This is a genomic window from Streptomyces sp. NPDC012637 (assembly GCF_042954805.1).
Lineage (GTDB): Bacteria > Actinomycetota > Actinomycetes > Streptomycetales > Streptomycetaceae > Streptomyces.
Genome location: NZ_JBIBDS010000002.1, coordinates 933,288 through 958,094, shown reverse-complemented (window position 1 = coordinate 958,094; position 24,807 = coordinate 933,288). Strand labels below are relative to the sequence as shown.

31 protein-coding genes are annotated in these 24,807 nt (G+C 71.0%); 13 read left to right on the top strand and 18 right to left on the bottom strand.

What is annotated here, in order from left to right; genetic code table 11:
- The 10 genes from repSA to ACFY8W_RS12570 form a co-directional block, all read right to left on the bottom strand.
- On the bottom strand, positions 1–1,410 hold the full coding sequence (repSA, locus tag ACFY8W_RS12615; RefSeq protein ID WP_391103627.1) for a replication initiator protein RepSA: 1,410 nt from the start codon (positions 1,408–1,410) through the stop codon (positions 1–3).
- On the bottom strand, positions 1,407–1,604 hold the full coding sequence (locus tag ACFY8W_RS12610) for a hypothetical protein (RefSeq protein ID WP_391103625.1): 198 nt from the start codon (positions 1,602–1,604) through the stop codon (positions 1,407–1,409). Before ACFY8W_RS12610 ends, repSA begins: the two co-directional genes overlap by 4 nt.
- Complete coding sequence (locus tag ACFY8W_RS12605; protein WP_391103623.1) at positions 1,601–1,783, bottom strand: hypothetical protein; 183 nt, start codon at positions 1,781–1,783, stop codon at positions 1,601–1,603. Before ACFY8W_RS12605 ends, ACFY8W_RS12610 begins: the two co-directional genes overlap by 4 nt.
- Positions 1,784–1,874: 91 nt before the next feature.
- On the bottom strand, positions 1,875–2,423 hold the full coding sequence (locus ACFY8W_RS12600; protein ID WP_391103621.1) for a diguanylate cyclase domain-containing protein: 549 nt from the start codon (positions 2,421–2,423) through the stop codon (positions 1,875–1,877).
- Between the two features lie 5 nt (positions 2,424–2,428).
- Positions 2,429–2,761 carry a SpdD protein gene (locus tag ACFY8W_RS12595; protein ID WP_391103619.1) on the bottom strand — a complete coding sequence of 111 codons (333 nt, stop codon included), beginning with the start codon at positions 2,759–2,761 and terminating at the stop codon, positions 2,429–2,431.
- 13 nt (positions 2,762–2,774) lie between these two features.
- Complete coding sequence (locus ACFY8W_RS12590) at positions 2,775–2,960, bottom strand: mobile element transfer protein (RefSeq protein ID WP_391103617.1); 186 nt, start codon at positions 2,958–2,960, stop codon at positions 2,775–2,777.
- A 20-nt stretch (positions 2,961–2,980) separates the two neighbouring features.
- Positions 2,981–3,679, bottom strand: coding sequence for a DUF2637 domain-containing protein (locus tag ACFY8W_RS12585; protein WP_391103614.1), 699 nt, complete (start codon positions 3,677–3,679; stop codon positions 2,981–2,983).
- A gap of 19 nt (positions 3,680–3,698) precedes the next feature.
- Entirely contained in the window at positions 3,699–3,890 is a 192-nt protein-coding gene (locus ACFY8W_RS12580; protein WP_391103611.1) for a hypothetical protein, read from the bottom strand.
- 82 nt (positions 3,891–3,972) lie between these two features.
- On the bottom strand, positions 3,973–5,319 hold the full coding sequence (locus ACFY8W_RS12575; protein ID WP_391103608.1) for an FtsK/SpoIIIE domain-containing protein: 1,347 nt from the start codon (positions 5,317–5,319) through the stop codon (positions 3,973–3,975).
- A gap of 2 nt (positions 5,320–5,321) precedes the next feature.
- Positions 5,322–5,654: a hypothetical protein gene (locus ACFY8W_RS12570; protein WP_391103606.1), complete on the bottom strand. Its 333-nt coding sequence runs from the start codon at positions 5,652–5,654 to the stop codon at positions 5,322–5,324.
- A 167-nt stretch (positions 5,655–5,821) separates the two neighbouring features.
- Between ACFY8W_RS12570 and ACFY8W_RS12565 the strand changes: the two genes are divergently transcribed.
- The gene (locus ACFY8W_RS12565) at positions 5,822–6,658 is read left to right on the top strand and encodes a sigma-70 family RNA polymerase sigma factor (protein WP_391103604.1); all 837 of its coding nucleotides are present in this window, start codon (positions 5,822–5,824) and stop codon (positions 6,656–6,658) included.
- A gap of 1 nt (position 6,659) precedes the next feature.
- Positions 6,660–7,472 (top strand): protein phosphatase 2C domain-containing protein, encoded by an 813-nt coding sequence (locus ACFY8W_RS12560; protein ID WP_391103602.1) that lies wholly within the window; start codon positions 6,660–6,662, stop codon positions 7,470–7,472.
- Positions 7,473–8,121: 649 nt separating this feature from the next.
- Here the strand turns inward: ACFY8W_RS12560 and ACFY8W_RS12555 are convergent.
- The 4 genes from ACFY8W_RS12555 to ACFY8W_RS12540 form a co-directional block, all read right to left on the bottom strand.
- Positions 8,122–8,364 (bottom strand): hypothetical protein, encoded by a 243-nt coding sequence (locus ACFY8W_RS12555; RefSeq protein WP_391103599.1) that lies wholly within the window; start codon positions 8,362–8,364, stop codon positions 8,122–8,124.
- Positions 8,361–9,116, bottom strand: a complete 756-nt coding sequence (locus tag ACFY8W_RS12550; protein WP_391103597.1) for a hypothetical protein — start codon at positions 9,114–9,116, stop codon at positions 8,361–8,363. Before ACFY8W_RS12550 ends, ACFY8W_RS12555 begins: the two co-directional genes overlap by 4 nt.
- 316 nt (positions 9,117–9,432) lie before the next feature.
- A complete protein-coding gene (locus ACFY8W_RS12545) occupies positions 9,433–9,747 on the bottom strand; it encodes an SHOCT domain-containing protein (RefSeq protein ID WP_391103594.1) in 315 nt (104 codons plus the stop codon).
- A 42-nt stretch (positions 9,748–9,789) separates the two neighbouring features.
- Positions 9,790–10,251 carry a DUF6325 family protein gene (locus tag ACFY8W_RS12540; protein WP_391103592.1) on the bottom strand — a complete coding sequence of 154 codons (462 nt, stop codon included), beginning with the start codon at positions 10,249–10,251 and terminating at the stop codon, positions 9,790–9,792.
- A 231-nt stretch (positions 10,252–10,482) separates the two neighbouring features.
- On the opposite strand from ACFY8W_RS12540, the gene ACFY8W_RS12535 reads away from it, so the two are divergent.
- Both ACFY8W_RS12535 and ACFY8W_RS12530 read left to right on the top strand, forming a co-directional pair.
- The gene (locus ACFY8W_RS12535) at positions 10,483–11,163 is read left to right on the top strand and encodes a hypothetical protein (protein ID WP_391103590.1); all 681 of its coding nucleotides are present in this window, start codon (positions 10,483–10,485) and stop codon (positions 11,161–11,163) included.
- A gap of 124 nt (positions 11,164–11,287) precedes the next feature.
- Positions 11,288–11,641 carry a hypothetical protein gene (locus ACFY8W_RS12530; RefSeq protein WP_391103589.1) on the top strand — a complete coding sequence of 118 codons (354 nt, stop codon included), beginning with the start codon at positions 11,288–11,290 and terminating at the stop codon, positions 11,639–11,641.
- On the opposite strand, the gene ACFY8W_RS12525 is transcribed toward ACFY8W_RS12530, so the two are convergent.
- Complete coding sequence (locus ACFY8W_RS12525) at positions 11,631–12,248, bottom strand: GNAT family N-acetyltransferase (RefSeq protein ID WP_391103588.1); 618 nt, start codon at positions 12,246–12,248, stop codon at positions 11,631–11,633. The genes ACFY8W_RS12530 and ACFY8W_RS12525 overlap by 11 nt on opposite strands.
- A 108-nt stretch (positions 12,249–12,356) precedes the next feature.
- Here ACFY8W_RS12525 and ACFY8W_RS12520 point away from each other — a divergent pair, with 108 nt between their 5' ends.
- Complete coding sequence (locus ACFY8W_RS12520) at positions 12,357–12,827, top strand: GNAT family N-acetyltransferase (protein WP_391103586.1); 471 nt, start codon at positions 12,357–12,359, stop codon at positions 12,825–12,827.
- Between the two features lie 396 nt (positions 12,828–13,223).
- On the opposite strand, the gene ACFY8W_RS12515 is transcribed toward ACFY8W_RS12520, so the two are convergent.
- A complete protein-coding gene (locus tag ACFY8W_RS12515) occupies positions 13,224–13,382 on the bottom strand; it encodes a hypothetical protein (protein ID WP_384410130.1) in 159 nt (52 codons plus the stop codon).
- Positions 13,383–13,506: 124 nt separating this feature from the next.
- A complete protein-coding gene (gene phoU / locus ACFY8W_RS12510; protein WP_391103584.1) occupies positions 13,507–14,187 on the bottom strand; it encodes a phosphate signaling complex protein PhoU in 681 nt (226 codons plus the stop codon).
- Between the two features lie 298 nt (positions 14,188–14,485).
- On the opposite strand from phoU, the gene ACFY8W_RS12505 reads away from it, so the two are divergent.
- A complete protein-coding gene (locus tag ACFY8W_RS12505; RefSeq protein ID WP_391103582.1) occupies positions 14,486–16,024 on the top strand; it encodes an ATP-binding protein in 1,539 nt (512 codons plus the stop codon).
- Positions 16,021–16,701: a response regulator transcription factor gene (locus tag ACFY8W_RS12500; RefSeq protein WP_015035162.1), complete on the top strand. Its 681-nt coding sequence runs from the start codon at positions 16,021–16,023 to the stop codon at positions 16,699–16,701. Before ACFY8W_RS12505 ends, ACFY8W_RS12500 begins: the two co-directional genes overlap by 4 nt.
- A gap of 99 nt (positions 16,702–16,800) precedes the next feature.
- Here the strand turns inward: ACFY8W_RS12500 and ACFY8W_RS12495 are convergent, their stop codons facing one another.
- Positions 16,801–17,463 (bottom strand): DUF461 domain-containing protein, encoded by a 663-nt coding sequence (locus tag ACFY8W_RS12495; protein ID WP_391103580.1) that lies wholly within the window; start codon positions 17,461–17,463, stop codon positions 16,801–16,803.
- Between the two features lie 841 nt (positions 17,464–18,304).
- Between ACFY8W_RS12495 and ACFY8W_RS12490 the strand changes: the two genes are divergently transcribed.
- The 6 genes from ACFY8W_RS12490 (at position 18,305) to ACFY8W_RS12465 (ending at position 24,605) form a co-directional block, all read left to right on the top strand.
- Complete coding sequence (locus ACFY8W_RS12490) at positions 18,305–18,787, top strand: CarD family transcriptional regulator (protein WP_003953493.1); 483 nt, start codon at positions 18,305–18,307, stop codon at positions 18,785–18,787.
- Positions 18,788–19,088: 301 nt separating this feature from the next.
- Positions 19,089–19,838: a 2-C-methyl-D-erythritol 4-phosphate cytidylyltransferase gene (gene ispD, locus ACFY8W_RS12485; protein ID WP_391103578.1), complete on the top strand. Its 750-nt coding sequence runs from the start codon at positions 19,089–19,091 to the stop codon at positions 19,836–19,838.
- A complete protein-coding gene (ispF, locus tag ACFY8W_RS12480; RefSeq protein WP_391103576.1) occupies positions 19,828–20,340 on the top strand; it encodes a 2-C-methyl-D-erythritol 2,4-cyclodiphosphate synthase in 513 nt (170 codons plus the stop codon). Before ispD ends, ispF begins: the two co-directional genes overlap by 11 nt.
- 182 nt (positions 20,341–20,522) lie before the next feature.
- Entirely contained in the window at positions 20,523–21,920 is a 1,398-nt protein-coding gene (cysS, locus tag ACFY8W_RS12475; RefSeq protein WP_391103574.1) for a cysteine--tRNA ligase, read from the top strand.
- Positions 21,921–22,011: 91 nt separating this feature from the next.
- Positions 22,012–22,968, top strand: coding sequence for a 23S rRNA (guanosine(2251)-2'-O)-methyltransferase RlmB (gene rlmB / locus ACFY8W_RS12470; RefSeq protein ID WP_391103573.1), 957 nt, complete (start codon positions 22,012–22,014; stop codon positions 22,966–22,968).
- 116 nt (positions 22,969–23,084) lie between these two features.
- Positions 23,085–24,605: a DoxX family membrane protein gene (locus tag ACFY8W_RS12465; RefSeq protein WP_391103572.1), complete on the top strand. Its 1,521-nt coding sequence runs from the start codon at positions 23,085–23,087 to the stop codon at positions 24,603–24,605.
- Positions 24,606–24,807 lie beyond the last annotated feature (202 nt).

Below are 24,807 nucleotides of genomic sequence, written 5' to 3'. Positions count from 1 at the left end.
TCACCACTTCCCGTTGGTGTCGTCGGCTTCGAGTTCGGTTCGGATCTCGCGGGCGTGTTCGCGGTTGTGTTGGATGTCGCGGCGGATGTTGGCGGCGAGCCAGGACTCGCCGGGGGTGTGGCCGTGGCCGGCGTAGGTCCAGTGGGCGACGACGAGGACGGTTGCTTCGGGGTGTTCGTCGGGGTCGGGCAGGCCGAGGGCGGTGCGTTGCTGTGCGGCGCGGTAGTCGGCGCGGACCTGGCGTAAGGCGCCGAGGGTGGTGGAGTAGCGGCGGGATTTGGTGGAGAAGTGGCCGCGGAAGCCGAGCATGTGGGCCCAGGCGCGGAGCCTCCGGTCGGGGTAGGCCGCGTCGAGGTCCATGCAGGCTTCCATGAGGCGCCGGGGGTGGTCGGGGATGCCGAGGAGGATGAGGGCTTCCTTGTTGCCGACGGGGTGGTCGACGGTGCCGGTGGTCTCGGCGGCTTTGGTGGCGTACTTGGCGACGTAGGAGGCGACGGCCTGTTCGGTCAGTTCCTCGCCGTCTCCGAAGGCGCCGATGGGCTGAACGTCGAGCTGGGTGCCCCAGGTGAGTGTCACGTCCTGCTCGACGCCGTGTGCCGGTGCGGCGGGGACGACGACGCGGACGCGGGCAGCGGCCGCCTGTATGGCGTCGGTGAGCAGGTCGAGGGTCGCCCAGTACGGGGGCAGAGAGTGGAGGCCGTCCGGCCCGTCGAAGCGGATCACGGCGTGGAAGTGGACGGCGCCGCGCTTTTGGTACTCGGCGACTTTGCCGAAGGAGACGCGGGATTGTTCGCGGGCGGCTTCCTGGGTGAGGTCGGCGCGGGCGGCGATCTCGCGGCGGAGGTAGATCGTGAAGTAGCGCCACAGCTCGGAGGCGTGGTTGTTCCACAGCACCGCACCCGCGTAGTCGTATGTGGCCAGGTCGAGCGGCGTGCCGAGCTCCGGGGCGTCCTCGGCGTGCCGGGTGCCGCAGCGGCAGGGCCGGTTGCCGGGCCGGTTGTGCACGGGGCCGAAGGACGGGGCGGTGAGGGTGGCGAAGACGCGGGGGTGGTCCCGGATGGTGTCGGGGGTGCCCTTGTCGGGGGCGCCAACGAGGCCGGCGCGGATCAGGTGGTAGGTGTCCCCGGCGTAGGTCCAGGCGCAGGAGGGGCAGCGGGAGGCACGCCGGTTGCCGCACGCGACCCGCAGGACCCCGCCCGGCTCGGCGTCGGTCGTGTAGGCGTGGAGCAGGGTCCGCGTGGTGGGGTCGACGAGCTTGGTGCCGCCGGACAGGCGGATGGGGGCGGCGCATCCGCCAGTGTGGCGGATCTGTTCGGTGAGGCGGTCGAAGCCGGGGGACCCGGCCACCCGGAGCAGATCGCCCAGGGTGGCCGGGTCCAGGCCCGCCGTTAGGGTGGCGGAGTTGGTCACCAGCGCCGTCCCTTCTTCGGGGTGTTGACCGAGGCGTCGACAGGGCCGGTGATGTCCTTGGAGGGGCGGCCCCACGAACCCTTACGGGGCTGCTTCGCCTCCGGTCGATGGGCGTCGTGCTCGTTGTGTGCTGCGGCCAGCTGCTCGACCGGGTCCCAGTCGTTGAGCGGCGTGCGGCGGAAGGGGACCCTCATGCCGACACCTCCGCGCTGCGCACGAGGTGGGCGCGGTTGCCGGTGCCCTTGCAGGCCGGGCAGTTGGCCGGAAGCGTGCGGCGCTTGCCGTCGGTGGTGGTGTTGCCGGTGGTGACGTGAACGACGGCGAATCCGTCGCAGTGGGAGCAGACGCGCTTGGGGTGGGGCTGCGGCATCATGGGCTTTCCCTTTCGGGTCCGTTGGATCTGGAAGTGGGTTCAGGCGCCCGGGGCGGCGGAAGTTTGGCGACCGAGGCCGCCCCGGGGCCGCTTAGCGTGTGTTGCGCCTGCCGTGGCCCTTGGCCGCGTACATCGCCATGTCGGCGGCGGACAGAGCGTCGGTGAGGACCGGGACCGGCAGGTCGTCGCGGTGGCAGTGGCCCACGGAGGCGGAGACCCGCAGGGTGTGGCCGTCGTGCGTGACCGGCTGGTCGAGGGCGGCCTGGAGGGCCCGAAGGCCGTCGGTGTGGGCGGGGTCGGTGACGATGGCGGCGAACTCGTCTCCGCCGAGGCGGGCGGCGATGCCGTGGCGTCCGCACCAGTCGGTGAGTCGACGGGCGGTCGCGGTGAGGACGGTGTCGCCGGCGGCGTGGCCGTGGGTGTCGTTGATGGCCTTGAAGTCGTCCAGGTCGACCAGGACCACGAGCGCGTTCGGGCGCCGGGTGATGAGGTGTTCGGCGCGGGTGGTCCATCCGGCGCGGGTGTGCAGGCCGGTCAGGGGGTCGCGGCGGGCGGTGGCCAGGCGGCGGATGAGCATGCTGCCGTGCAGGGCCCAGCCCAAGGCAGGTAAGCCAGCGGCTGCCAGCGTGTACGTGTCCATGAGTGTCACCGGCCCCTCTGCATGTCCCGGACGAGCAGCCGCAGCACGACCGCCACGACGGCAACGGATACGCCGGTGATGGCGACCGCCAGGAGCAGGGAGACGAGCACGGTGCCGACGACCAGGACCACGGCCCCGCCACCGGCCATGAGCGCCACCGCGCTGCCCGGGGTGAGCTGAACCGTCGGACGGGCCGGGGCGACCGGCACGGGCGCCGGAGCCGGGATGGGTACCGGGGCCGGGTTCGGGGTGGTCGGCGTGAGGGCCGTGGAGTGGTCGGGCGCGGTGTGCTGGGTCGGGGTGTAGGTGTCGGGGGTCGGGTACTTGGGCTTGAACACGGGCTTGGTCCTCTCAGGCCTTGCAGCGGTGGGTGCGGGCGGCGAGTTCGGCGGCGGCGCGGGTGAAGTAGTCGGCGGAGTAGTCGCAGCCGGGGGCGGTGCACACGGCGGTGTGCTTGGTGCGGCCGCGGCCGTCGTGGTGGGTGCCGACGCGCACCGGGCCGAAGCGGACGACGTTGTAGAAGCGGTTCGGGCGCACGGGGTCTGTCTCCTTTCGGATCAGGGGAGTTGAAGGGCGATCGAGTCCGCCAGCGCGGCCGGAACTCCGAGGCGAGCGCGGAGGGTGGCCGCGTCGATCGGGGCACCGGTCTGTGCGTGATGGGCATCCGCGATCTTCCGGGCGTGGTCGAGCAGCGCAGGCGGGACCGGTACCAGAGGCACCGAGGGATCGACCTCCACCGGGACTTGCTCCGGGGCGGGCTCCGACGTTGCTTCCACGAGGGCGGGAGCGACCGGCGGGAGTTCGGGCGCCGGGGCACGCTCCACGGCCACATCCGCCACCGGTTCGGGGGCCGGCGCTTCCACGGCGACCGGTGCCGGTTCGGATTGAGGTGCTGGGGTGTGTGCGTGGGCGAGGAGAGTGCCGCCGAGGAAGGCGAGGGCGGGCCATCCGGCGACGAGGATGCGCAGCCAGGCCGGAACGTTCTGCATGTCGAGCATTCCGGCCGTGGCGACGTTGGCGCCGAGTGACGCGGTCAGGGCGATGGCGAACCACAGCCACGCGTCACGGTTCCCGGATTCCGTACGCATCCGGCGCCAGGCGGCGACCAACAGCAGGTCGACGCTGACCGGGTAGGCCCACGCCTTCCATCCGTCCTGTCCGGCCGCCGCAGCCAGATCGTGCAGGTGGGCGAAGGAGAGAGCACCGGCGATGACGGCTTGGATGAGTACGGCGTCGAAGCGGAGGGTGCGGGACACGGGGCACCTGCTTCCTGGGTCAGGCGGTGCCGGTGCCGAAGCAGTCAGGGCACAGCGCGGTCTGGTTGGCATCGATCGCCCGGCGCTTACGCCCGACCCGGACGGCGGTCGTGGTCTCGCCCGTCCCGGCGCATGTGCCGCAGGCCGGCGGGATGGGCGCGGGCTTGGCGGTGCGGCGGCGTGGGGCCGGGGGCTTCTTGGTGGTGCTCATGGCGGTTCCCTTCGGTTTCGGGCATGGGTCGGGTAGGGACCTGGCGTGAGACGGTCACGCCGACCGAGGGGCAAGGGGTGTGTCAGTCCGTCGCCGGGAGCGGCTTCACCAGCGGCACCGGCTTCTCCGGCGGGGCTACGGCGCTGATCACCGGCCGGTAGGCGGCGAGCGCCGGAAGGTCCGGGGTGAGGTGCGCGTACTCGGCGCAGATGGCAGCGGCTTTGGCCGCGCTGAGTTCGGGGGTGCGGATGCGGGACCAGCCGCCGGAGGAGTCGCCGGCCACCGCGAGGCCGGGCTTGTCGGGCGGGATCGTCGTCACGGCCACGACTGCGTCGGGGGCGATGTCGCCCAGTCCCATGTCGGCGGTCTGCTTGTCGTTGACGCGGTGGACGACACGGCCGGTGAGCTGAGCGCGCAGGGTGGTGGCGCCCTTGCCGAGGTCCGAGCCGAAGCGCTGGCCGCAGACCTCCAGGTAGATACCGGCCGCGCGGGCCATCTGCCCGAGCCGGATCATCTGCGTGACCATCCGATCCCGACGCTCTTCGTCCTTCTTGGTCGCGACAAGGAACAGCTCGGCGACCTCATCGATCAGGAGCACGACCGGTACGGGACGAACCTTGTCGGGCAGATCCCAGATGTCGCCAGCGCCGTACTCGCTCAGCAAGTCGAAGCGGCCTTCCATCTCGCCCACCAGAGCGTCCAGGACATCGGAGGCTTGCTCGGGCGTGATCGCGAGGGCCGACAGACGCGGGGCATAGCCCCGTTGCTCGACACCGCGCTTGCAGTCGATCCCGACCAGGGCGACGTTCAGCCGGGCGAGACCGGCGATCAGGTTGCGCTGATACATCGACTTGCCCGACTGGTTAGCGCCGAGCGTCAGCGCGTGCGGGACCCTCAGGTAGTCGCGGACGAACGCGGTGCCATCCTCCCGAAGCGCGACCGGCGCGGTCAGCAGACCGGACGGAACCCGGCGAGGCATCCGCACTCGTCGCAGGACGTCGTAACCGGTCATCCGCAGCTCGACGAACCCGGGCTTGGTCTCGATCACCTTGACCGAGTGGACGCCCCAGGCGTGTCGGAGCCGTTCCGAGGCCGTGACCACATCGGCGGGTTCAAGGCCGGCAGGGAGGCGGAGCGTGATCCGCAGTCCGGTCGACGTGCCCCGGACGCGTCGGATCTTGGGCGGCACCGGCTGGACCTCGCTGCGACGGGCGACGGTGCGGACCATGAACGCACGGAAGCGGGACGGCTGCACCGTCAGCCCGCACACGTCCATCGTGGAGCGGTACGTCATCGCGAACCGAACCTGCGTGACCGGCAGTCCCGCCAGGCTCCAGTACAGGCGCGGAGCGCGGACCTTCGCGACTCCGAGGCCACCGGCCCCGGCCAGCGGGAGGCCGACCTCCCATAACGTCGACAGGTCGGTCATGATCAGGCCCCCATCGGCGTGACGGCGACGGCGCGGAATGAGATGCCGTGTCGGATCTGGCCGTTGAACGTGTTCTCCCAGTCCCGGGCCTTCAGCCCGATCACCGACACCGGCGTGCCCGGCGCCAGGTTCTCCGGGAGGCCGGTCTCCGGGACGGTCACCTGGTACAGGTTGCCCTCCCCCTCATCCGAAATCAGCAGGCCCACCGTGGACAGCCCGGCACCGGTCTCCCGGTCCATCGCACGCTCACCGGTCTGCTTGCTCACGAGCTTCGGCGCCGGCGCGGTCGCGACGAACACCACGGCAGTCGAAAGGTCGATCTTGAAGGACGGCATTTCCACTCTCCCGGTAAGGGGGGCTTAACAGCCCGAGCGCTCGAACCCCCACTCCGTTAAGGGGGGGTTACCACCAAAGATGCACGCGACTGGTGCGAGATGTCAACCCCCCCTTAGCATGTTGGGCATGAAGACATTCCCCCATCCGCTGCCGCGAGGTGTTCGCCGTGATTGACGAAGTGCGGCGCGTCGCCGCCATGCAAGATCACGCGCTCCGCGTGAAGGCCGCTGTGGACCTGATGGGGGAGCTCCAGGCCGCCGTTGTCGAGACCTCACGCATGCGCAAGGAGAGCATCGCGTGGCTTCGTGATCACGGGCATTCGATGGCGGACGTCGCGAGGCTCATGGGTGTCAGCCGGGCGCGCGTCGCACAGCTTCGTGATGCCGGCCCACCGCCGGAGCGAGCGTTCCTCGGTACCCAGCGCACACAGGTGCTTGTCCCCATGCGACCCGGCGAGCGGGACTACGTGGCCCTGGAAGACAGCTCCACGGGTCAGAAGCTGTTGGCGTTGGCGCATCAGCTACAGCTCGAAGGAGACCTGGGCTACATCCCAACCTCGGGCGAGATCGACCTGAACCGCGACGACCTCATCGTCGTCTGTGGCCCCAAGACCTCACCGGTGACCGCCGAGGCCCTGAGCAAGGACCCCAAGCTGGCCTTCGAGACCCTGGCCGATGGACGTTGGGCGCTCATCGAGCGAGACAGCGGCACCGTCCACACCTCCCCGAGCGACCGCCCCGACGATCCGGCACCCACTGACATCGCCTATCTGGGCAGGCTGCCGAGACCCGACGGACAGGGCACCTTCCTGCTCATCGCGGGTGTCCACGCTGTCGGCTCACTGGGGGTCGCCCACTTCCTCACGGAGAACATCGCCAGCGTCTACGAGAAGGCGGGATCCTCGCCGTTCTCCATGGTGGTCACCGCCGACTACGAACCGGGCACCAAGACCATCACGGGCAGCCGAGCCCTGAGCGACGTCCTGATGCACGAGACGGCTTAGCGTGCAGGTCCGCCAGGCCAGCGCCGCACGGCCGCACGGGGCCAACGAAGACCTGGTGTTGTCCAGCCCGGTTGCGACGGTGATCCTGGACGGCGCCGGCATGGCACCCGGCATGGACTCGGGGTGCAGTCACGGAGTCGCATGGTACGTGCAGCAGTTGGGCGCACGACTTCACGCTGAGGCGGCTCGGGAGGAGTCTTCACTCATCCATTGCTTGGCCGCGGCGATCGAGTCCACGGCTGACTTGCACAGGGATACGTGCACTGTCGATGCCCCGCTCTCGCCATCCGCAACGGTGGCCATGGCCCGTGTACAGGGCGAGCTTTTCGAATGGCTGGTCCTGGGGGACTGCACTGTCGTCGTCGACCAGAAAGGGGTGGTCACGGCCGTGACGGATGACCGCCTTGCTCACGTGGCGCCACAAGCCCGTGAAGCTCTCGCGCAGGCGACTCCCGGATCGGAGGAGCGGGGGAAAGCCCATCAGGCCCTCGTCAGGGAAGAGCGTGGTCTACGGAACACTCAAGGCGGGTACTGGGTGGCAGCGGCCGACCCCGCAGCAGCGAGCCAGGCCCTCACCGGTACGGCGAGCGCATCTCACGTCCAAAGAGCAGCCCTGCTGACCGATGGCGCGGCGCGACTCGTGACCACGTTTCACACGACCGACTGGCCGGGCTATCTGGATCTGCTCACCAGCCACGGCCCCGACTACGCGATCCGGCAAGTCCGCGAAGCGGAGCAGTCCGACCCCCATCTCAGCCGATGGCCCCGGAGTAAGCAGCACGACGACGCGACGATCGCGTACATCCGCCCATAGGGGAGCTGTTACAGGTTTCTCTACCTCATCAAGCACCCGGCTGCGCTCCGCTCCGCCGGGCGGGCTTTCCGGCTCCGCTCGGGGCGCCGCTCCTGCCTTCGGCCCGCTCCGCCCCGCTGCGCCGACGCCCGCCCCTGCAAGGCGGGATAGGCCCAAGGGCATGAGTCGAGCCCCAACGGGATGCCCATGGTCACCGACATGCCTCCGGCGGGGGCCTCAGGCTCCGGGATGGCGGGGGCACCGTACGCGGGTGCCGGCCGGTGGGGTGTGGCGGTGGGCAACTCCCATCCCGTCTGCCGTCGGCCCAGGCAGAGCCGAGCAGACACGGCACCGGGCGTCCAGGTCGTTCGTCCAGTTGGGCGCTCCACCTGGACGCCCGGCACCGCGCCTGCTCCACGGTGTGTGGGCCGACGGCAGACGGGATGGGAGTTGGGGTAGTTGGTGGGGGGAGTCAGCAGCGTCCGAGGCAGCTCGGACCGGCATCCGTAGGTAAATTTCTCACCAAGAACACTCGCCACGTTGTCGCCGTGTTGCTATCCGGGTTACGCTCCGTGGCCATAGGTCAGCGTAGCGACGGAGCGTAACCCGGATAGCAACACGGCGACCATTGGAAATTACGCTCTGTAAGCGCGGCCGGATAAAGGCCTGATCAAGCGGCCGTCAGGGCTCGGCTGGCATCAGAGTTGAAGTACCGGGAGTGAGTCTTCCTGAGTGCAGCCACAGAGGATCCGGTGAGTACGACGATCTCCGTGTCCTGGCCGTGAAGCTCTCGTTCCAGCCGGAATCGAGCCTTCAGGGCAGCGCGCCCTTCAGAGGAAGGGAACTCCTCACGAATGTCGGTTGCACCGCTCTGGCGGTTGTAGACGAGAAGGAAGTGCTTCAACGCCTTCATGTGGGGAGCCCTCCCTTGATCGTCTCGATCTGCCTCAGCACTCTACGGAGTGCATCTAGTCGTTTCTGGACCTCTAGAGTAGCTTCTTGCCCACCTGGGGTGGCAACTCCCTCGTCGGCCAACTTTTCTAGCGCGTACAGCTCCTCAGACATGGATTCCATGCCGGCGATGACGTCCTTGGCTGCCTGACCGCCGATCTCTGGGTCCTTCCCGTACCTGATGTCGCGCCCGAAGATGTCAGCGATACGTTCGAAGACGTTGGCCCACAGGTCTTGGGCAGTTGTGCGGATCTGGACCTCCACGTACTGACTCCCCAGGGTCACGATGACGTGAACGGCGCGGTATCCGACTACCGGCTCCTCGCGGCGATCCCTCATCGTGCATGTATGCCCTTGTTTGGTAAAGGCTTCGATGATCATGTCGCGGAGGTCGTTCTGCTCGGTCAGTGTTATGTCCCCCGACACCCGGATGCCGGCGATGTCCTGGACTCGAGCCAGGTTGGTGCTCTCACCCTTCTCCTTGGCGCGTCGCAGCTTCTGGATCAAGGTGTCTGTCGTCTTGAGGCGATGGGTCACTCCTAGGGGCCACGAAAGGGCGTCGCAGAGGTTGTCAATCACTCCGCGTGCGGCAGAGAGCAGGTCGTCGTAGTCGATGAGTAGTTCTTCCAACTGCGACAGGGCATCATCCGTCGCTCCATCGGGCTCCTGTAGACGCTTCCCGAGCCTCTGGATAGCTGACTTCGACATCGACATCGCACCAACATAGGGGGCTACTAGCCCTTGTCGCTGCGAGTTCCACCGGGACCGGGGAGTGAGACCGTCTAGCGCTGGGCCGTCCCTGGGCCGTGGAAGGGCGATCGAGGGCGGCCAACGGTGACAGGCCATGACGGCTGAGCCGCAGGTCAGAGGCCATCAGCCGGATAGCGGCCCAGGTCGGATCAAGAACCAGGGCAAGAAGTAGTCCCGACGCTCGCGGCCGCTCGCGAGGGCCGGCCGACGCGTACGGGAGAGCCCCCGACCTGCCGGGTTTCCGGCGGGGAGGGGGCTTTCTTCGTGGCTCGGCGGGGGATCAGCTCAGCAGCCGGCGCTTCTGTTCCTCGAACTCCTCGTCCGTCAGGACGCCCTGAGCCTTCAGGTCGCCGAGCTGCTTGAGCTGCTCGATCTTGCGGCTCATGTCGTCGTCCGTGGCGGTGGTCGGCGGGGCGGACGGCGGCGGCGGGGGTTCGGGCTGGGCGTACTGCTGTTGCCGGGCGTACTGCTCCTGCTGCGCGTAGTCCTGCTGCGCCCACCGGCCGGCCTGGCGCCGTGAGACGCGGTTGGACACGGCGGTGGCGGTTCCGGCGACGACGGCCGTGCGTGCGACGCCCCTCAGCAGTCCGGGCATGGTCGGTCCTCTCCCAGGGTCGGTGTCCGTGCGGGTGCCGGATCAGGCGGCCACGGGGCCGCCGGACGGCGACGCCTCCTCCGTGGCGTCCAGGGCCGCGAGCAGGGCCTGTACGGGGATGCGGCCGCTGGCCACGAGCTGGGCGCCGCTGCGCCGGAGCGCGCGGGCCAGGGGAGCGGCCCACAGGTTCTCGTAGACCAGCACGGCGGCCGAGTTGCCGGGGTCGAGGGCGTTGGCCGCCTCCTCCAGGTCGCTCTGGTCGAGCACTCCGGTCGACACTCCGTCGAACACCGACATGTCGGTCTCGCCGTCGCCCAGGTCCCGCAGCTCCAGACCCGCGACCGAGCCGTCGGCGTCCTTGCCGACGAAGGCGAGGTCGATGATCCGGATGATGCCGCGATCGGCGAGGTCGACGAGGAGCGGGAACGCCTCACCCGTCATGCGGTTCCCGGGGAACTCGATGACCAGGTAGTCGACGGGCCCCATTTCTTCGAGGTTCTCCATTGGCCTTCTCCTCACGGTGCCGACGGGAGCGGCTCCTCCAGTCCAGCACGCGGGGTGGTGAGCCGCACCTCCGCGGCGGCGGAGCGGGTGCTCCCGTCCGCGGGGCGTGACGGGAATGTCGCGGGTGTGCGACAGAGCGTGGCCGGATATCGCGCCTGGGGTGGGGCGTTGCTACGTTCCGGGACGGGACGCGGCTTCGGATGGCCGCCGTTGACAAGGGGGAGTCCCGGGATGAACATCACGCGCTTCAGATCCGCCGGTGTCGCCTTCGCCGCCGTCGCGCTGGCCGCCTCGCTCACGGCCTGTCAGAAGGACGACGGCGCGGCCGCGCAGCCGGGTACGGCCGCCACGGCGTCGGCGCCGGCGCCGTCGCAGGACCCGGGCACCGCGGCGTCCGCCGGCGCGTCGGGAGGGGCGAGCGCGAAGCCGGCGGCCAAGCCTGCGGCGACGCCGTCGAAGGAGACGGTGAAGCCGACCGCGAAGCCCGCGACGAAGCCGACGGCGAAGCCCGCGACCAAGCCGGGCGGCGCGCCCGGTGCCGACTGCGTCACCGCCGCGCCGACGCCCGACGAGTACGACCCCGACGAGTTCGCCCTCTACCGCATCGAGGAGCTTCCCGGAAGCACGGGCAAGGTCAATCTCGTTCTCCAGCACGGGGCCTGGGGCTGTGGCGGCAAGGACACCGACGGCGGGCCCTTCGTCGTCAGCGGCGAGGACAGCCGCTGGGCGCTCGACCAGGCCGCGTACGTCACGGCCACCGACCCGATCGTCGCGAGCACCGAGAACACGCGGATCGGCGTGCAGGAGCTCATCGACTGGGTGAACGCGCACCCCGACTCGGGTCTGGTCTTCAAGTACACGACCGGCGACGACGGGGCGATCCACCGCCTGGAGCAGGTCTTCACGCCGTAGCCGGCCGGGCGGTCGCCCGGACGGGCGACAAAGAAAGCTTTCGGCTCCGGCGGCGCGCGTGGCGGTCGCGCCCGGCGAGCACAGTGAGGACGACCTTGGTCGTCCTCACGAAACGAGAACCCCCGTGCGCCTTCGGCACACCCTCGCCGCCACGTGCGGCACCCTCGCCCTCACGGCCGTCCTGGCCTCGCCCGCCCACGCCGCCACCGGTGACTTCGGCTACCGCGTGACGGACCTGGACGGGCAGCCCCTCCTCGTCACCCTGCAGGATCCGGCGAGCGGGCAGTGCGTCACCCTCCCCGAGGTGGCGGACCCCTCCGCCTCCTCACCGGCCTTCGCCCCGCACAACGACACCGACGAGTACGCGGTCGTCTTCACCGAGCCCGACTGCACGGGCGACACCTGGACCCTCCGCCCCCACGGCAACCCCGCCACGGACCGCCTGAAGCTGCGCTCGGTGGTCTTCCTCAGGGGCTGACCCCGGCGCCGTCGTCGCGGACGAGACCGGAGCTCTCGGCCGCCGGCCGTAGCTCCAGGCCCATCAGTACCTCGTCCCGGACGTCCTCCGGGGACGGGCCCAGGCGTAGGGCGCGGGGCCAGCGGCCCGTCTCCGTCCAGCCGAGGGACGCGTAGAAGGACTCCAGGCCCTCGCCGCCGCGGGCGGCGAGGCGGAGGTGGGTGAGGAAGAGTTCGTCGCGGGCGACGCGGTGGAGTTCGCGCATGAGGGCCCCGCCCAGGCCGAGGCCGCGGAAGTCGGGGTGGGTCTGCAGGTGGTGGACCGTGCCCCAGTGAGCGACCAGCGGGTTCGGCTCGTGGCCGAGCACCACCCAGCCGGCCAGCCGCGTGCCGACCGTCGCCGTGATCAGCCGGTGGCCGTCGGGCGCGAGACGGGCGAGGAGAGCGTCCGTCACGGGTGCGACGTCCGACTCCGTGACCGGCGGGAACGGGAAACCGGCGGCGCCGCCCGCGTTCGTCACCGCCGTCCAGCACTCGATCAGCCGCCGGCGTAGCTCCGGGCCCACCTCCCCGGGAGTGGTCGCCTGGGTGAGGACGGTGTGGTGCGGCAGCAACGGTGAGGTCGGCATGCGGGTCATCCTGGTCGAGCCGGCCGGGTCCGCGCCCCTTGTTGTGCGCGATGCGCGTGAGCGATATTCGCGCGCGGTCGGTGCCTGCCCTCGCCTAGCGTCCCGGCCATGAGCACGTCACCGCGCCTGGAGCCGGTCACCCCCGCCAACGTCGACGCCGCCCTCGGCCTGAGCGTCCATCCGCACCAGCGGGACCACGTCGCCCCCGTCGTCCGCTCGCTCGCCGAGGCCTACGCGTACGGCGAGACCGCCTGGCCCCGGCTGATCTTCGACGGCGACGAGCTGGTCGGCTTCCTGATGGCCTTCGTCGACATCCAGTGGAATGCGGAGAAGGACCCGGACGACCGGCGCAGCGGGCTCTGGCGGCTGAACATCAGCGGCGGGCAGCAGGGCAAGGGGTACGGGCGCTTCGCCGTCGACGCCGTCCGCGAGGAGCTGAAGCGGCGCGGGGCGACCGAGATGTACGTGAGCTGGCACCAGGGCGGGAACGGCCCCGGCGACTTCTACCGCCGGCTCGGCTTCCGCGAGACCGGCGAACTGGCCGGAGACCAGACGGTCGGCGTCCTGGACATCTCTTAGAGGTCCCAGGAGGAGGGAAAGGGCCCAAGGAGCAAGGGTGGGGCTCTCAGCGGTACGGGTCGGGCTCCCAGGAGAAAGGGAAGGGCCCAAGGAGTGCGGGTGGGGCTCTCAGGAGCACCGGTGAGGCTCCCAGGAGTGCGGGTGGGGCTCGCAGGAGTGGGACTAAGCCCCAGGAGTACGGGTGCTACCGGGGGGCCCCAGGTGTTCGGGCCGCCCAGGCACGGCCTCGCCCCGCGCCGCACACGTACGGCCCCCGGCCCCGGCCCCCGGCCCCGGCCTCCAGCTCCACGCGTATCCGCCCGCTCGTCGCGGCCTCGCCGCGTACGTACGCACACCGCGCGCGTCGCGGGCCCCGCCCGAGAGCCGGGCGGGGCCCGCACCGAGGCTTCGCGCTGGTCAGCCGGAGCAGCCCCCGCACTGGCACGGCCCGCCGGACTGGCAGCCGCAGCCGCAGCCCGAGCCGCACCCGCAGGCGCCGAGGACGGGCAGGAACGTCGCGTCGCGCGGGAGCGCGCTCTCCTGCTGAGGGTCGGTGATCGGAGCGGATTCGGCCATGGGTCCCTCCCTGAGAGGCGTACCTCGCCTCCCCCCATTGCATGCCCAGTCACCTGGGCGCATCAACGGCGCACAGGTGTGCGACGGCCGTGCGGCCGCCGCCCGGCCGTCCGCCCCGGAGCGCCTACGCGCCCTCGACCGGCGCCTCCGCCGGCTGGAGCTCGTCCGCGTGCTCGCCCGTCACCAGGTACACGACGCGCTTCGCGACCGACACCGCGTGGTCGGCGAACCGCTCGTAGTAGCGGCCGAGAAGCGTCACGTCCACGGCCGTCTCGATGCCGTGCTTCCAGCGGTCGTCCATCAGGTGCTGGAAGAGCGTGCGGTGCAGCAGGTCCATCTCGTCGTCGTCCTGCTCCAGCTGCATCGCCAGGTCGACGTCCTTGGTGATGATCACCTCGGCCGCCTTCGCCATCAGACGCTGCGCCAGCTGCCCCATCTGGAGGATGGTCGCGTGCAGGTCGTTCGGCACCGCCCGGTCCGGGAAGCGCAGCCTGGTCAGCTTGGCGACGTGCTGGGCGAGGTCGCCCGAGCGCTCCAGGTCGGCGCTCATGCGCAGCGAGGTGACCACGATCCGCAGGTCCGTCGCCACCGGCTGCTGCCGGGCGAGCAGCGCTATCGCCCGTGCCTCCAGGTCGTGCTGGAGGTCGTCGATCTTCTGGTCCGCGGCGATGACGCTCTCCGCGAGCTTCAGGTCGGCGTCCAGCATCGCCGTCGTGGCGCGCCCGATCGCCGAACCGACCAGACGGGCCATCTCGACCAGGCCTTCGCCGATCGAGTCAAGTTCCTCGTGGTACGCGTCCCGCATCGATGTCGTCCCTCTCTACGTCTCTGCGCGCTCTACGCAAATGCCTCGGGGCCCGGACCCCGGTTCCCGGGTCGGTCCGTGCCCCCACGCTCCCACGTTCGGGCCCGTACGCGTCGGGCTCCACCCCCTCGCGTGAACCACCCCTGTCACCCAGGTGAACTCTGGGCAACGCGCGCCGCAGTGTCCACCAGGGCAAATGAACCGGCACCGTCTCCTCGGTGAACTCTGGGCGACGACTGTTCGAGGAGCCACCCGGACGGCTGGGAGAGTGTCATTCGACCCGCATAACCTGGATGGCATGGACGTGAACGCGGCGGTCGCCGCATTGGCCGCTATCGCCGGCGTGTGCACCGGCGTGATCGCCATGCTGGCATTCCGCTGGAGCGAGCGCGACCAGGCGCGACCCACCCGTACCTCCCTGCACACCGACGCCGTGCTCCCGCCCGGCGTCGACACCGTGCTGTCCGTGCTGCGCTCCTCCGCGGTCGTCCTCGACGAGAGCGACTCGGTGGTCAAGGCCAGCTCGGCGGCGTACGCGCTCGGCCTCGTCCGCGGCGGAAAGCTGGCCGTCGAGCCCATGCTCAACATGGCCCGCGACACCCGCCGCGACGGGGAGATACGCCAGGTCGAGCTCGACCTGGCGCGGCGCGGCACCGGACGCGGCGAGGCCCTGGCGGTATCCGCCCGGGTCGCCCCGCTGGGGTCGCGGCTCGTGCTGCTGCTCGTCGAGGACCTGACGGAGGCCCGCCGCATCGAAGCGGTGCGGCGCGACTTCGTCGCCAACGTGAGCCACGAGCTGAAGACGCCCGTCGGTGCTCTCTCGCTGCTCTCCGAGGCCGTCATGGACGCCTCGGACGATCCCGAGGCGGTCACCCGCTTCGCAGGCCGGATGCAGATCGAGGCGACCCGCCTCACCAATCTGGTGCAGGAGCTCATCGACCTCTCGCGGGTGCAGAACGACGACCCGCTGGAGGACTCCGAGCCGGTGCGCGTGGACGAGCTGGTCGCCGAGGCGATCGACCGTTCGCGGCACACCGCCTCCACCAAGCAGATCACGATGGCGTCCGGAGGCACCGCCGACCTGTACGTCTGGGGCAGCCGCGGCCAGCTGGCCGCCGCCCTCGGCAACCTCGTCGAGAACGCCGTCAACTACTCACCGGCCCGTACCCGGGTCGGCATCGCCGCCCGCCGCGTCGCGGCACCCGGCGGCGACCTGATCGAGATAGCGGTGACCGACCAGGGCATCGGCATCTCGGAGAAGGACCGCGAGCGGATCTTCGAACGCTTCTACCGGGTCGATCCGGCCCGCTCCCGCGCCACCGGCGGTACGGGCCTCGGCCTGGCCATCGTCAAGCACGTGGCCGCCTCGCACGGCGGGGAGGTCACGGTGTGGAGCACCGAGGGCCAGGGCTCGACCTTCACCCTGCGGCTGCCCGAGGCGGGCGCGGGGCGGAACCGCCGCGCCGAGCAGAACGGCACGGCCGGCGACCACGATCACGACGACGAGTACGGCGACCACGGCCATGACCACGACCCCGGTCATGACCACGACCTCGGCCACGACGACGGCTTCGGCCACGCCCACAGCCCGGGCTCCGTCCAGGGCTCCGGCTCCGGCTCGGTCCAGGGCTCCGGCCACTCCGGCTCCGGCTCCGCCCACGGCTCCGGCTCCGGCGGCCACGGCTCCGGCCATGACTCCGGCTCAGGGCCGGGCTCCGGCTCGGGCCACGGTTCCGGGCTCGGCTCCGGCTCGCCTTCCCTCTCCGCCGCCACCTCCACCTCCACCACCCCCGATCTCATGACCGAACCACTCCCTGCCCCGGAGGTCCTTCCGTGACCCGAGTGCTTGTCGTCGAGGATGAGGAATCCTTCAGCGACGCCCTGTCGTACATGCTCCGCAAGGAGGGCTTCGAGGTCGCCGTCGCGGCGACCGGGCCCGACGGCCTCGACGAGTTCGAGCGCAACGGAGCGGATCTCGTCCTCCTCGACCTGATGCTGCCGGGACTGCCCGGTACGGAGGTGTGCCGGCAGCTGCGCGGCCGCTCCAACGTCCCGGTGATCATGGTGACCGCCAAGGACAGCGAGATCGACAAGGTCGTCGGGCTGGAAATAGGAGCCGACGACTACGTGACGAAGCCCTTCTCCTCGCGGGAGCTGGTCGCCCGCATCCGCGCGGTGCTCCGCCGCCGCGGCGAGCCGGAGGAGGTCACGCCCGCCGCCCTGGAGGCCGGGCCGGTCCGCATGGACGTCGACCGTCACGTGGTCACCGTCGCGGGCGGCAAGGTGGACCTGCCGCTGAAGGAGTTCGACCTCCTGGAGATGCTGCTCCGCAACGCGGGCCGCGTCCTCACCCGCATGCAGCTCATCGACCGGGTCTGGGGCGCCGACTACGTCGGCGACACGAAGACCCTCGACGTCCACGTGAAGCGCCTCCGCGCCAAGATCGAGCCCGACCCCGGCGCCCCGCGCTACCTGGTGACGGTGCGCGGCCTGGGCTACAAGTTCGAGCCGTAGGCCGGCCCCGTGCCGGCGCGTGGACGCCGCGCCGGCGCGTATACGAAAGCGCGCCCCCTCCTCGGAGGGGGCGCCCTTTCGCGTGTGTGCGTGCGGTGCTCAGTGGCCGGCCGCGTGGGTGGCCTCGCCGGTCGGCGTGGCCGTGCCGGTCGGGGTGGCCGTGCCCGTCGGGGTGGCGCCGTGGCCGGCCTCGCCCGTCGGAGTGGCGGTGGCGCCGGTGGTCGGCGTGGTGACCGGCGGCTTCGGGATCTCGGCGGGGCCGTACTCCTTGAAGTAGCCCTCCGCCGGGACGACGAACGCGTCGAGCGACACGTCGCCGGTCTTGCTCAGCTTGAAGACGACCTTCTGCGCGTCGCCGTTCCGGGCCTCCCGCAGGCCGCCCTCGATCGTGGCGGTCGCGTTGCCGGCGCCGCCGATGACGACGGAGCCGCCGGCGGGGACGACGATCGGGCCGCTGCCCTCGGCCGCCTTGAGCTTCACGGTGCCGACGGTGCCCGGCAGGGTGATCGACTCGAGGGTCTGCCGCGTCTGGCCGTCGTTGAAGATGGTGGCGGAGACGACGGCCGGGCCGACGACGCCCGGGTCGGGCTGGGTGATCACGAGCGCGTTCTGGATCTTGACGTCGTCCACCGTGACGGCGGCGTTGTCCGGCCGGACGCCGAGCGTCTGTGCGTCGTTGCCCGCACCACAGGCGGACAGCGAGGCGATCGAGATCACGATGGCGGTGGCGGCGAGGGCGCCGCGTCGAAGGCTGCGGCTCACGGCGGCGGCAACTCCTAGGACGTACGGACGGGCTAAGTAACGACTAAAGGTGTGTCAGCGCGCTTAGGTTACCGAGCCGCACTCTCCGTCCCGCACCCGACCCGCCCCCAACGCGTAACCGGACGCGTACCCGGCGCGTATCGGACGCGGGACGGACCCGTATCGCACGCGTGGCGGAACCGTCTCGGACGCGGAGGCGCACCCGTCTCGACGCTGAGGAAACCACCGCGGGCGAGGGCGCGGACCACCGCGGGCAAGGGCGCGGACCACCGCGGGCGAGGGCGCGCCGCCGGGCCCCGCCCCTGCCCCGCCCCGCCCCGCCCGGGCGTCGCCCGGCGCCCGCCCCGGCCCCGGCGCCCGCCCGCTGCCCGCCCCTCCCTACGGTCCGCCCGCCGTCCCTCCGTCGAGAACCCGCCGTCATGGCCGGATCACGCCCCATTGACGCGCCGTTCACATAAGCGCCGTGATCAATTCGGCCGCCGGCCGCGCATTACCCGTGCACCACCCCTCGGCGCCATTCGAGAATCCTCCGGTGATCAATTCGAGAATCCGCCCGTACGGGTGGTCGATCCTCGAACGGACTACGTGAAGAGGGCCACACCGAACCCGGCAAACCCGGACATCACCCCTCTCTCGCGCCACCCTCGGAGCCTGTAACGTGGGTGTTTCTCTGCGTCCACGCAGCCGCTCCGACCTGCGAATACCGCCTTCCGGAAGGCCTCCGCAGCACGTCCGCGGCGCTGTTGTCAAGCCCCGAGATATGCCCTGACCTGCGAAAACGCCATTCAGAAGAAGCCGTATCCGTGTTACTCTGGATAGCCACGGAAGGGGTACCTGTCACATGACGTTCAAGGTTGGCGACACCGTGGTCTATCCCCATCACGGGGCCGCGCTGATCGAGGCCATCGAAACTCGCCAGATCAAAGGCGTGGACAAGACCTACTTGGTGCTCAAGGTCGCGCAGGGCGACCTGACGGTTCGTGTGCCGGCGGACAATGCGGAGTTCGTCGGTGTTCGCGACGTGGTCGGTCAGGACGGGCTGGACCGGGTCTTCGAGGTGCTGCGCGCGCCGTACGCCGAGGAGCCGACCAACTGGTCCCGTCGCTACAAGGCGAATCTGGAGAAGCTCGCATCGGGCGATGTCATCAAGGTCGCCGAAGTGGTGCGCGACCTGTGGCGCCGCGAGCGCGAGCGCGGTCTCTCCGCCGGTGAGAAGCGCATGCTCGCCAAGGCGCGCCAGATCCTGGTGAGCGAGCTGGCCCTCGCGGAGAACACCAACGAGGACAAGGCCGAAGCACTTCTCGACGAGGTGCTCGCGTCCTGACGCCTGCCGTCTGATGCCATCCGACGTCTGGCGCACACACATGCCACGCACAATGCCGCGGTGCCCGCTGACGCGCTGTGAATCCCACTGATTCCACAGTGCCGTCGCCGGGCACTGCGGCATGTTCGTCTCTCTTTTCCCGACCCCCTGCCGACCTCGGCACCCATCACGACGATCACGGCGGCTCGCACGGCGACGCCTCGACCGTCGTCACGGAAAGGGCCCGGTCAAGGCGTCGCGGCAAGCCTGCTGACGCCATACCCACGTCGCCCGCGGAAACAAACCTGCCGGAGTGCAACCGATGACAGACGAAGCGCGTCCTACTCGCACCGCCGTGGTGATCCCCGCGGCCGGCCGGGGCGTGCGCCTCGGCCCGGGCGCCCCCAAGGCGCTGCGCGCGCTGAACGGCACCCCCATGCTCATCCACGCCGTCCGGGCGATGGCCGCCTCGCGCGCCGTCTCCCTCGTCGTCGTGGTCGCGCCGTCCGACGGCGCCGCCGAGGTCAAGAACCTCCTCGACACCCACGCCCTGCCCGAGCGGACCGACTACGTGGTGGTGCCCGGCGGCGAAACCCGCCAGGAGTCCGTCCACCTCGGCCTCAAGGCGATCCCCGACGACGTCACCACCGTCCTCGTCCACGACGCCGCCCGCCCGCTCGTGCCCGTCGACACCGTCGACGCCGTCATCGAGGCGGTACGGGACGGCGCCGTCGCCGTCGTGCCCGCGCTGCCCGTCGCCGACACCGTCAAGGAGGTCGAGCCGGCCGAGCGCCCCGGCGGCCCCGAGCAGGTCGTCGCCACCCCGGTCCGCGCCCGCCTCCGCGCCGTACAGACCCCGCAGGGCTTCGACCGAGACACCCTCGTCAACGCCCACGCCACCGTCGCCCTCACCGGAGAGGGCGCCACCGACGACGCGGGCATGGTCGAGAAGCTCGGCGCGCCCGTCGTCGTCGTGCCCGGCCACGAAGAGGCCTTCAAGGTGACCCGTCCCCTCGACCTCGTCCTCGCCGAGGCCGTACTCGCCCGCAGGAGGGCCAACGATGGCTTCTGAGCTCCGCACGACGCCCCTGCCCCTGCCGCGTACCGGCATCGGCACCGACGTCCACGCCTTCGAGAAGGGGCGCGAGCTGTGGTGCGCCGGTCTCCTGTGGGAGGACGAGGAGTACGGGCTCGCCGGGCACTCCGACGGTGACGTGGCCGCCCACGCCGCCTGCGACGCGCTGTTCTCCGCCGCCGGCATCGGTGACCTCGGCGCCCACTTCGGGACCTCGCGCCCCGAGTGGTCCGGCGCCTCCGGCGTCACCCTGCTCGCCGAGGCCGCCCGTATCGTCCGGGCCGAGGGCTACGAGATCGGCAACATCGCCGTCCAGGTCGTCGGCGTCCGCCCCAAGGTCGGCAAGCGCCGCGACGAGGCCCAGAAGGCGCTGAGCGAGGCGGCCGGCGCACCCGTGTCCGTCTCCGGCACCACCACCGACGGCCTCGGCCTCACCGGCCGCGCCGAGGGCCTGGCCGCCCTCGCGACCGCCCTCGTCTACCCGGTTGCCCGCGCCTAGGCCGGGTCTTTCGGACCGGGGCCGGGCCCGCCGCGGACCCGGCGAAGATCCGGACGGCACGCCCTGGAGCCGGTCCGGCGGATGTCCGCCGGGTCCGCGCCGCGTGGGTACGCGTGGAAAAGTGTCACCCGCGACCCGCAAAGGGTCGCGGGGCACTGCCCCCCGCCCACTACCCTGGTGTGGTGACTATTCGCCTGTACGACACCAGCGCCCGGCAGATCCGTGACTTCACCCCGATCAAGCCGGGCTGTGTCTCGATCTACCTGTGTGGCGCGACCGTGCAGGCCGCCCCGCACATCGGGCACATCCGCTCGGGCCTGAACTTCGACATCATGCGCCGCTGGTTCGCGTACCGCGGCTACGACGTCACGTTCGTCCGCAACGTCACCGACATCGACGACAAGATCATCAGGAAGGGCGCCGAGCAGGGCCGCCCCTGGTGGTCCATCGGCTACGAGAACGAGCGCGCCTTCAACGACGGCTACCACGCCCTCGGTTGCCTGCCGCCCACGTACGAGCCGCGCGCCACCGGCCACGTCACCGAGATGGTCGAGATGATGCGCGGCCTCATCGAGCGCGGCCACGCCTACGTCGCCGACGGCAGCGTCTACTTCGACGTGCGTTCCTTCCCGGAGTACCTGTCGCTGTCCAACCAGGACATCGACGACCTGCGCCAGCCCGACGAGGGCGTCTCCGGCAAGCGCGACCCGCGCGACTTCGCCATGTGGAAGGCGACCAAGCCGGGCGAGCCCGACTGGGAGACGCCTTGGGGCCGCGGCCGCCCGGGCTGGCACCTGGAGTGCTCGGCGATGGCGCACAAGTACCTGGGCTCCGCCTTCGACATCCACGGCGGCGGTCTCGACCTGATCTTCCCGCACCACGAGAACGAGATCGCCCAGGCCAAGGCCTTCGGCGACGACTTCGCCTCGTACTGGGTGCACAACGCCTGGGTCACCATGAGCGGCGAGAAGATGTCGAAGTCGCTGGGCAACAGCGTCCTCGTCTCCGAGATGGTGAAGAACTGGCGCCCCATCGTCCTGCGTTACTACCTGGGCACCCCGCACTACCGCTCGATGATCGAGTACAGCGAGGAGTCCCTGCGCGAGGCCGAGGCCGCCTTCGGCCGCATCGAGGGCTTCGTGCAGCGCGCCACGGAGAAGGCCGGTTCGCCCGTCGCGCCCGCCGACGAGGTGCCGCCGGCCTTCGCCGAGGCCATGGACGACGACCTGGGCGTGCCGCACGCGCTGGCGATCATCCACACCACCGTCCGCCAGGGCAACAGCGCGCTGGCCGCCGACGACAAGGACGAGGCCATCGCCCGCCTCGCCGAGGTGCGCGCCATGCTCGGCGTCCTCGGACTCGACCCGCTCGACCCGCACTGGGCCGAGGAGACCGGTGGCGGCGAGGAGCTGCACGGGGTGGTCGACACGCTCGTACGGCTGGTGCTCCAGCAGCGCGAGTCCGCCCGCGAGCGGAAGGACTGGGCGACCGCGGACGCCATCCGTGACCAGCTCACGCAGTCCGGCCTCGCCATCGAGGACAGCCCGGACGGTCCGCGCTGGACCCTCGCCAACCGCTAGTACGACGACGCGTGTGCCGTCCGGGCCTCCGGGCGGCACACTTCACTTACAGACTTCATACGCACGCAGGTAGAGGAAACAGGTAGCAGTCATGGCCGGGAACAGCCAGCGCAGGGGACGTCGCACGTCCAACAAGAAGGGCGCGACGGTCGGCAGCGGTGGCCAGCGACGCAAGGGCCTCGAAGGCAAGGGCCCCACGCCCAAGGCCGAGAACCGCAAGGGCCACAAGGCGTACCGCGTCTCCAACGCGATGGCCCGGAACGCGGCCAAGCGCAAGCCCGTCGCCCGCCGCGGCGGCAAGGGCCAGTCGGAGATGGTCGTCGGCCGCAACCCGGTCTTCGAGGCGCTGCGCGACGGCGTGCCCGCCACCACGCTCTACGTCCAGCAGTTCATCGACAACGACGAGCGCGTGCGCGAGGCCCTGAACCTCGCCACCGGCCGCGGCAACATCAACATCATGGAGGCGCCGCGCCCCGAGCTGGACCGGATGACCAACGGGCTCAACCACCAGGGCCTCGTCCTCCAGGTCCCGCCGTACGAGTACGCGCACCCCGAGGACCTGGCCGAGGCGGCCTACGACGACCACGAGGACCCGCTGATCGTGGCCCTCGACGGCGTCACCGACCCGCGCAACCTGGGCGCCGTCGTGCGTTCCGTGTCCGCGTTCGGCGGCCACGGCGTGGTCGTGCCCGAGCGGCGCGCGGCCGGCATGACCGCCGGCGCGTGGAAGACCTCGGCCGGCACCGCCGCCCGTACGCCGGTGGCCCGCGCCACCAACCTGACCCGCTGCCTGGAGCAGTACCAGAAGGCGGGCCTGACGGTCGTCGGTCTGTCCGCGGACGGCGACACCGAGGTGCACGAGCTGGAGGCGCTCTCCGGCCCGGTCGTCATCGTGGTCGGCTCCGAGGGCAAGGGCCTGTCCCGTCTGGTCGGCGAGACCTGCGACTTCCTCGTCCGCATCCCGATGCCGGGCGGCGCCGAGTCGCTGAACGCCGGTGTCGCGGCGGGCGTGGTGCTCTACGAGGCGGCCCGCCGCCGCATGAGCTGATCCGTCCCCCGTACGGGCTGACCCGAACGGGGGACGCGCCCCGGCCGTGATCTTGACGGGCCCCCGACATTTCGGGTCCGTCAAGGCAGTGTCCTAACCCCGCATCACTCGGTTAGATGAGTGTGGACACCAGAACGCCCCGGCCGGGGTTCGACGATCAGCCGGCGCTGAGCATGGTCAAGGTGGATTCCGATCCCGCCCAGGTGATCGTGAACCACGCCAGCTTCCGTGTGCGGCTCGCGCCGGCCAAGGAGACGAAGGTCGCTCCCCGTATCGCCGCGCTCGCCGGAGCCGCGGCGGGTGTCGGCGCGGGAGCCGGCCAGGCCCGCCGCAGGCCCGTCGTGTGGAGCGGCAGGTCCGCGCCGGGCGCCACCGGGCTGCTCCAGGCGGTCCGCGACTCGTCCGCGGCGGGTGCCGTCTCCACCCTGGAGCCGACGACCCAGACCATTCCGCGCATCGACGACACGATGCCCACCCCGGTGGTGCCGGCGGCCGGGCCGCCCGCCCCGCTGCTGCCGCCGATGCGGCGCGCCGAGGGCGCGTACGACGACGTGTACGAGATGGCGCCCGACGGGTACGACGAGGGCGCCGATCCGCACGCCCGCGCGCAGCGGCAGGCTCCCGACGCCGTCAGGCACGCCTACTACCCGGGCCGCCGGATGAACCTGGGCGTGGTGCTCCTCCCGCTGCGCGTCTTCCTCGGCTTCATCTCGATCTACGCGGGCATGGGCAAGCTCTGCGACCCCGTCTACTTCGACGGCGGCGAGCGCGGCTCCATGGTCAAGTGGCTGCACTCGCTGCACCCGTGGGCGCTGGCCGAGCCGCTGCGCGACTTCGCGCTGCAGCACCCGGTCGGCGCGGGCCTCACCGTCGCGTTCCTCCAGGTCGTCGTCGGCGTCCTCACCGTCCTCGGCCTGTGGCAGCGGGTCGCGGCCGTGGTCGGCGCGCTGCTGTCGGCGGCGCTGATCCTGACCGTCAGCTGGAAGACCGTCCCGGTCTACGACGCGCCGGACATCATCTACCTGGCCGCGTGGTCGCCGCTGATCATCGCGGGCGCCCCGGTGTACTCGATCGACGGCCGGCTCGCCGGCGAGGCCTGGCGGACCCTCGGGCCGCGCTCGGAGCTGTGGGAGCTGCGCCGCCGGGTGCTGCGGCGGGGCACCGTCGTGGCGGCGGTGGTCGTGGGACTCACGCTGCTCGTCGGCTCGATGCTCGGCGGCGCGGTGCGCTCCTCGCAGATGGTCACGGTGCCCGGGCCGAACGACGACCCGATCAACCACCTGCCGGGGCAGCCGCTGCCGCAGGAGCCGGGCACGAGCAGCCCGTCCGGCAAGGCCACGAAGAGCCCGAAGCCCACGGCGACGACCGGGGCGAGCGGCACGGGCGAGCAGGACGAGGACGAGGCGAAGCCGACGGAGTCGGCGCGGGAGACCCGGGGCAGCGACCGTACGAGCCCGCCGGCGACGACCACGCGGAGCCCGAGCCAGACCCGTACGACGGCTCCGTCGTCCTCGACGAGCGACTCCACGTCGGGCGGCACGAGCGGCACCCCGTCGAGCGGGAGCAGCACCGGCTCGTCGGACGGCGGCTCGACGTCGGGCGGCGCGCGGAACCCGATCGGGGGCCTGCTGGGCTGAGGCGGCCCGGAGACCTGGCTGGTCCGGCGGCCGGCGGACCGGTTCACGAGGGGCCCTTGGTGTCCATGGGAACGCCAGGGGCCCTTCGTGCTGCCGACGTCCGTGCCGATACTCCTCGCAGTTCTTGCACTTAGTTCAAGTCCGGGTCTACAGTTCTCGGCACCAGGACCTGAACTAAGTGCAAGTCCCTCGGACCGGGAGT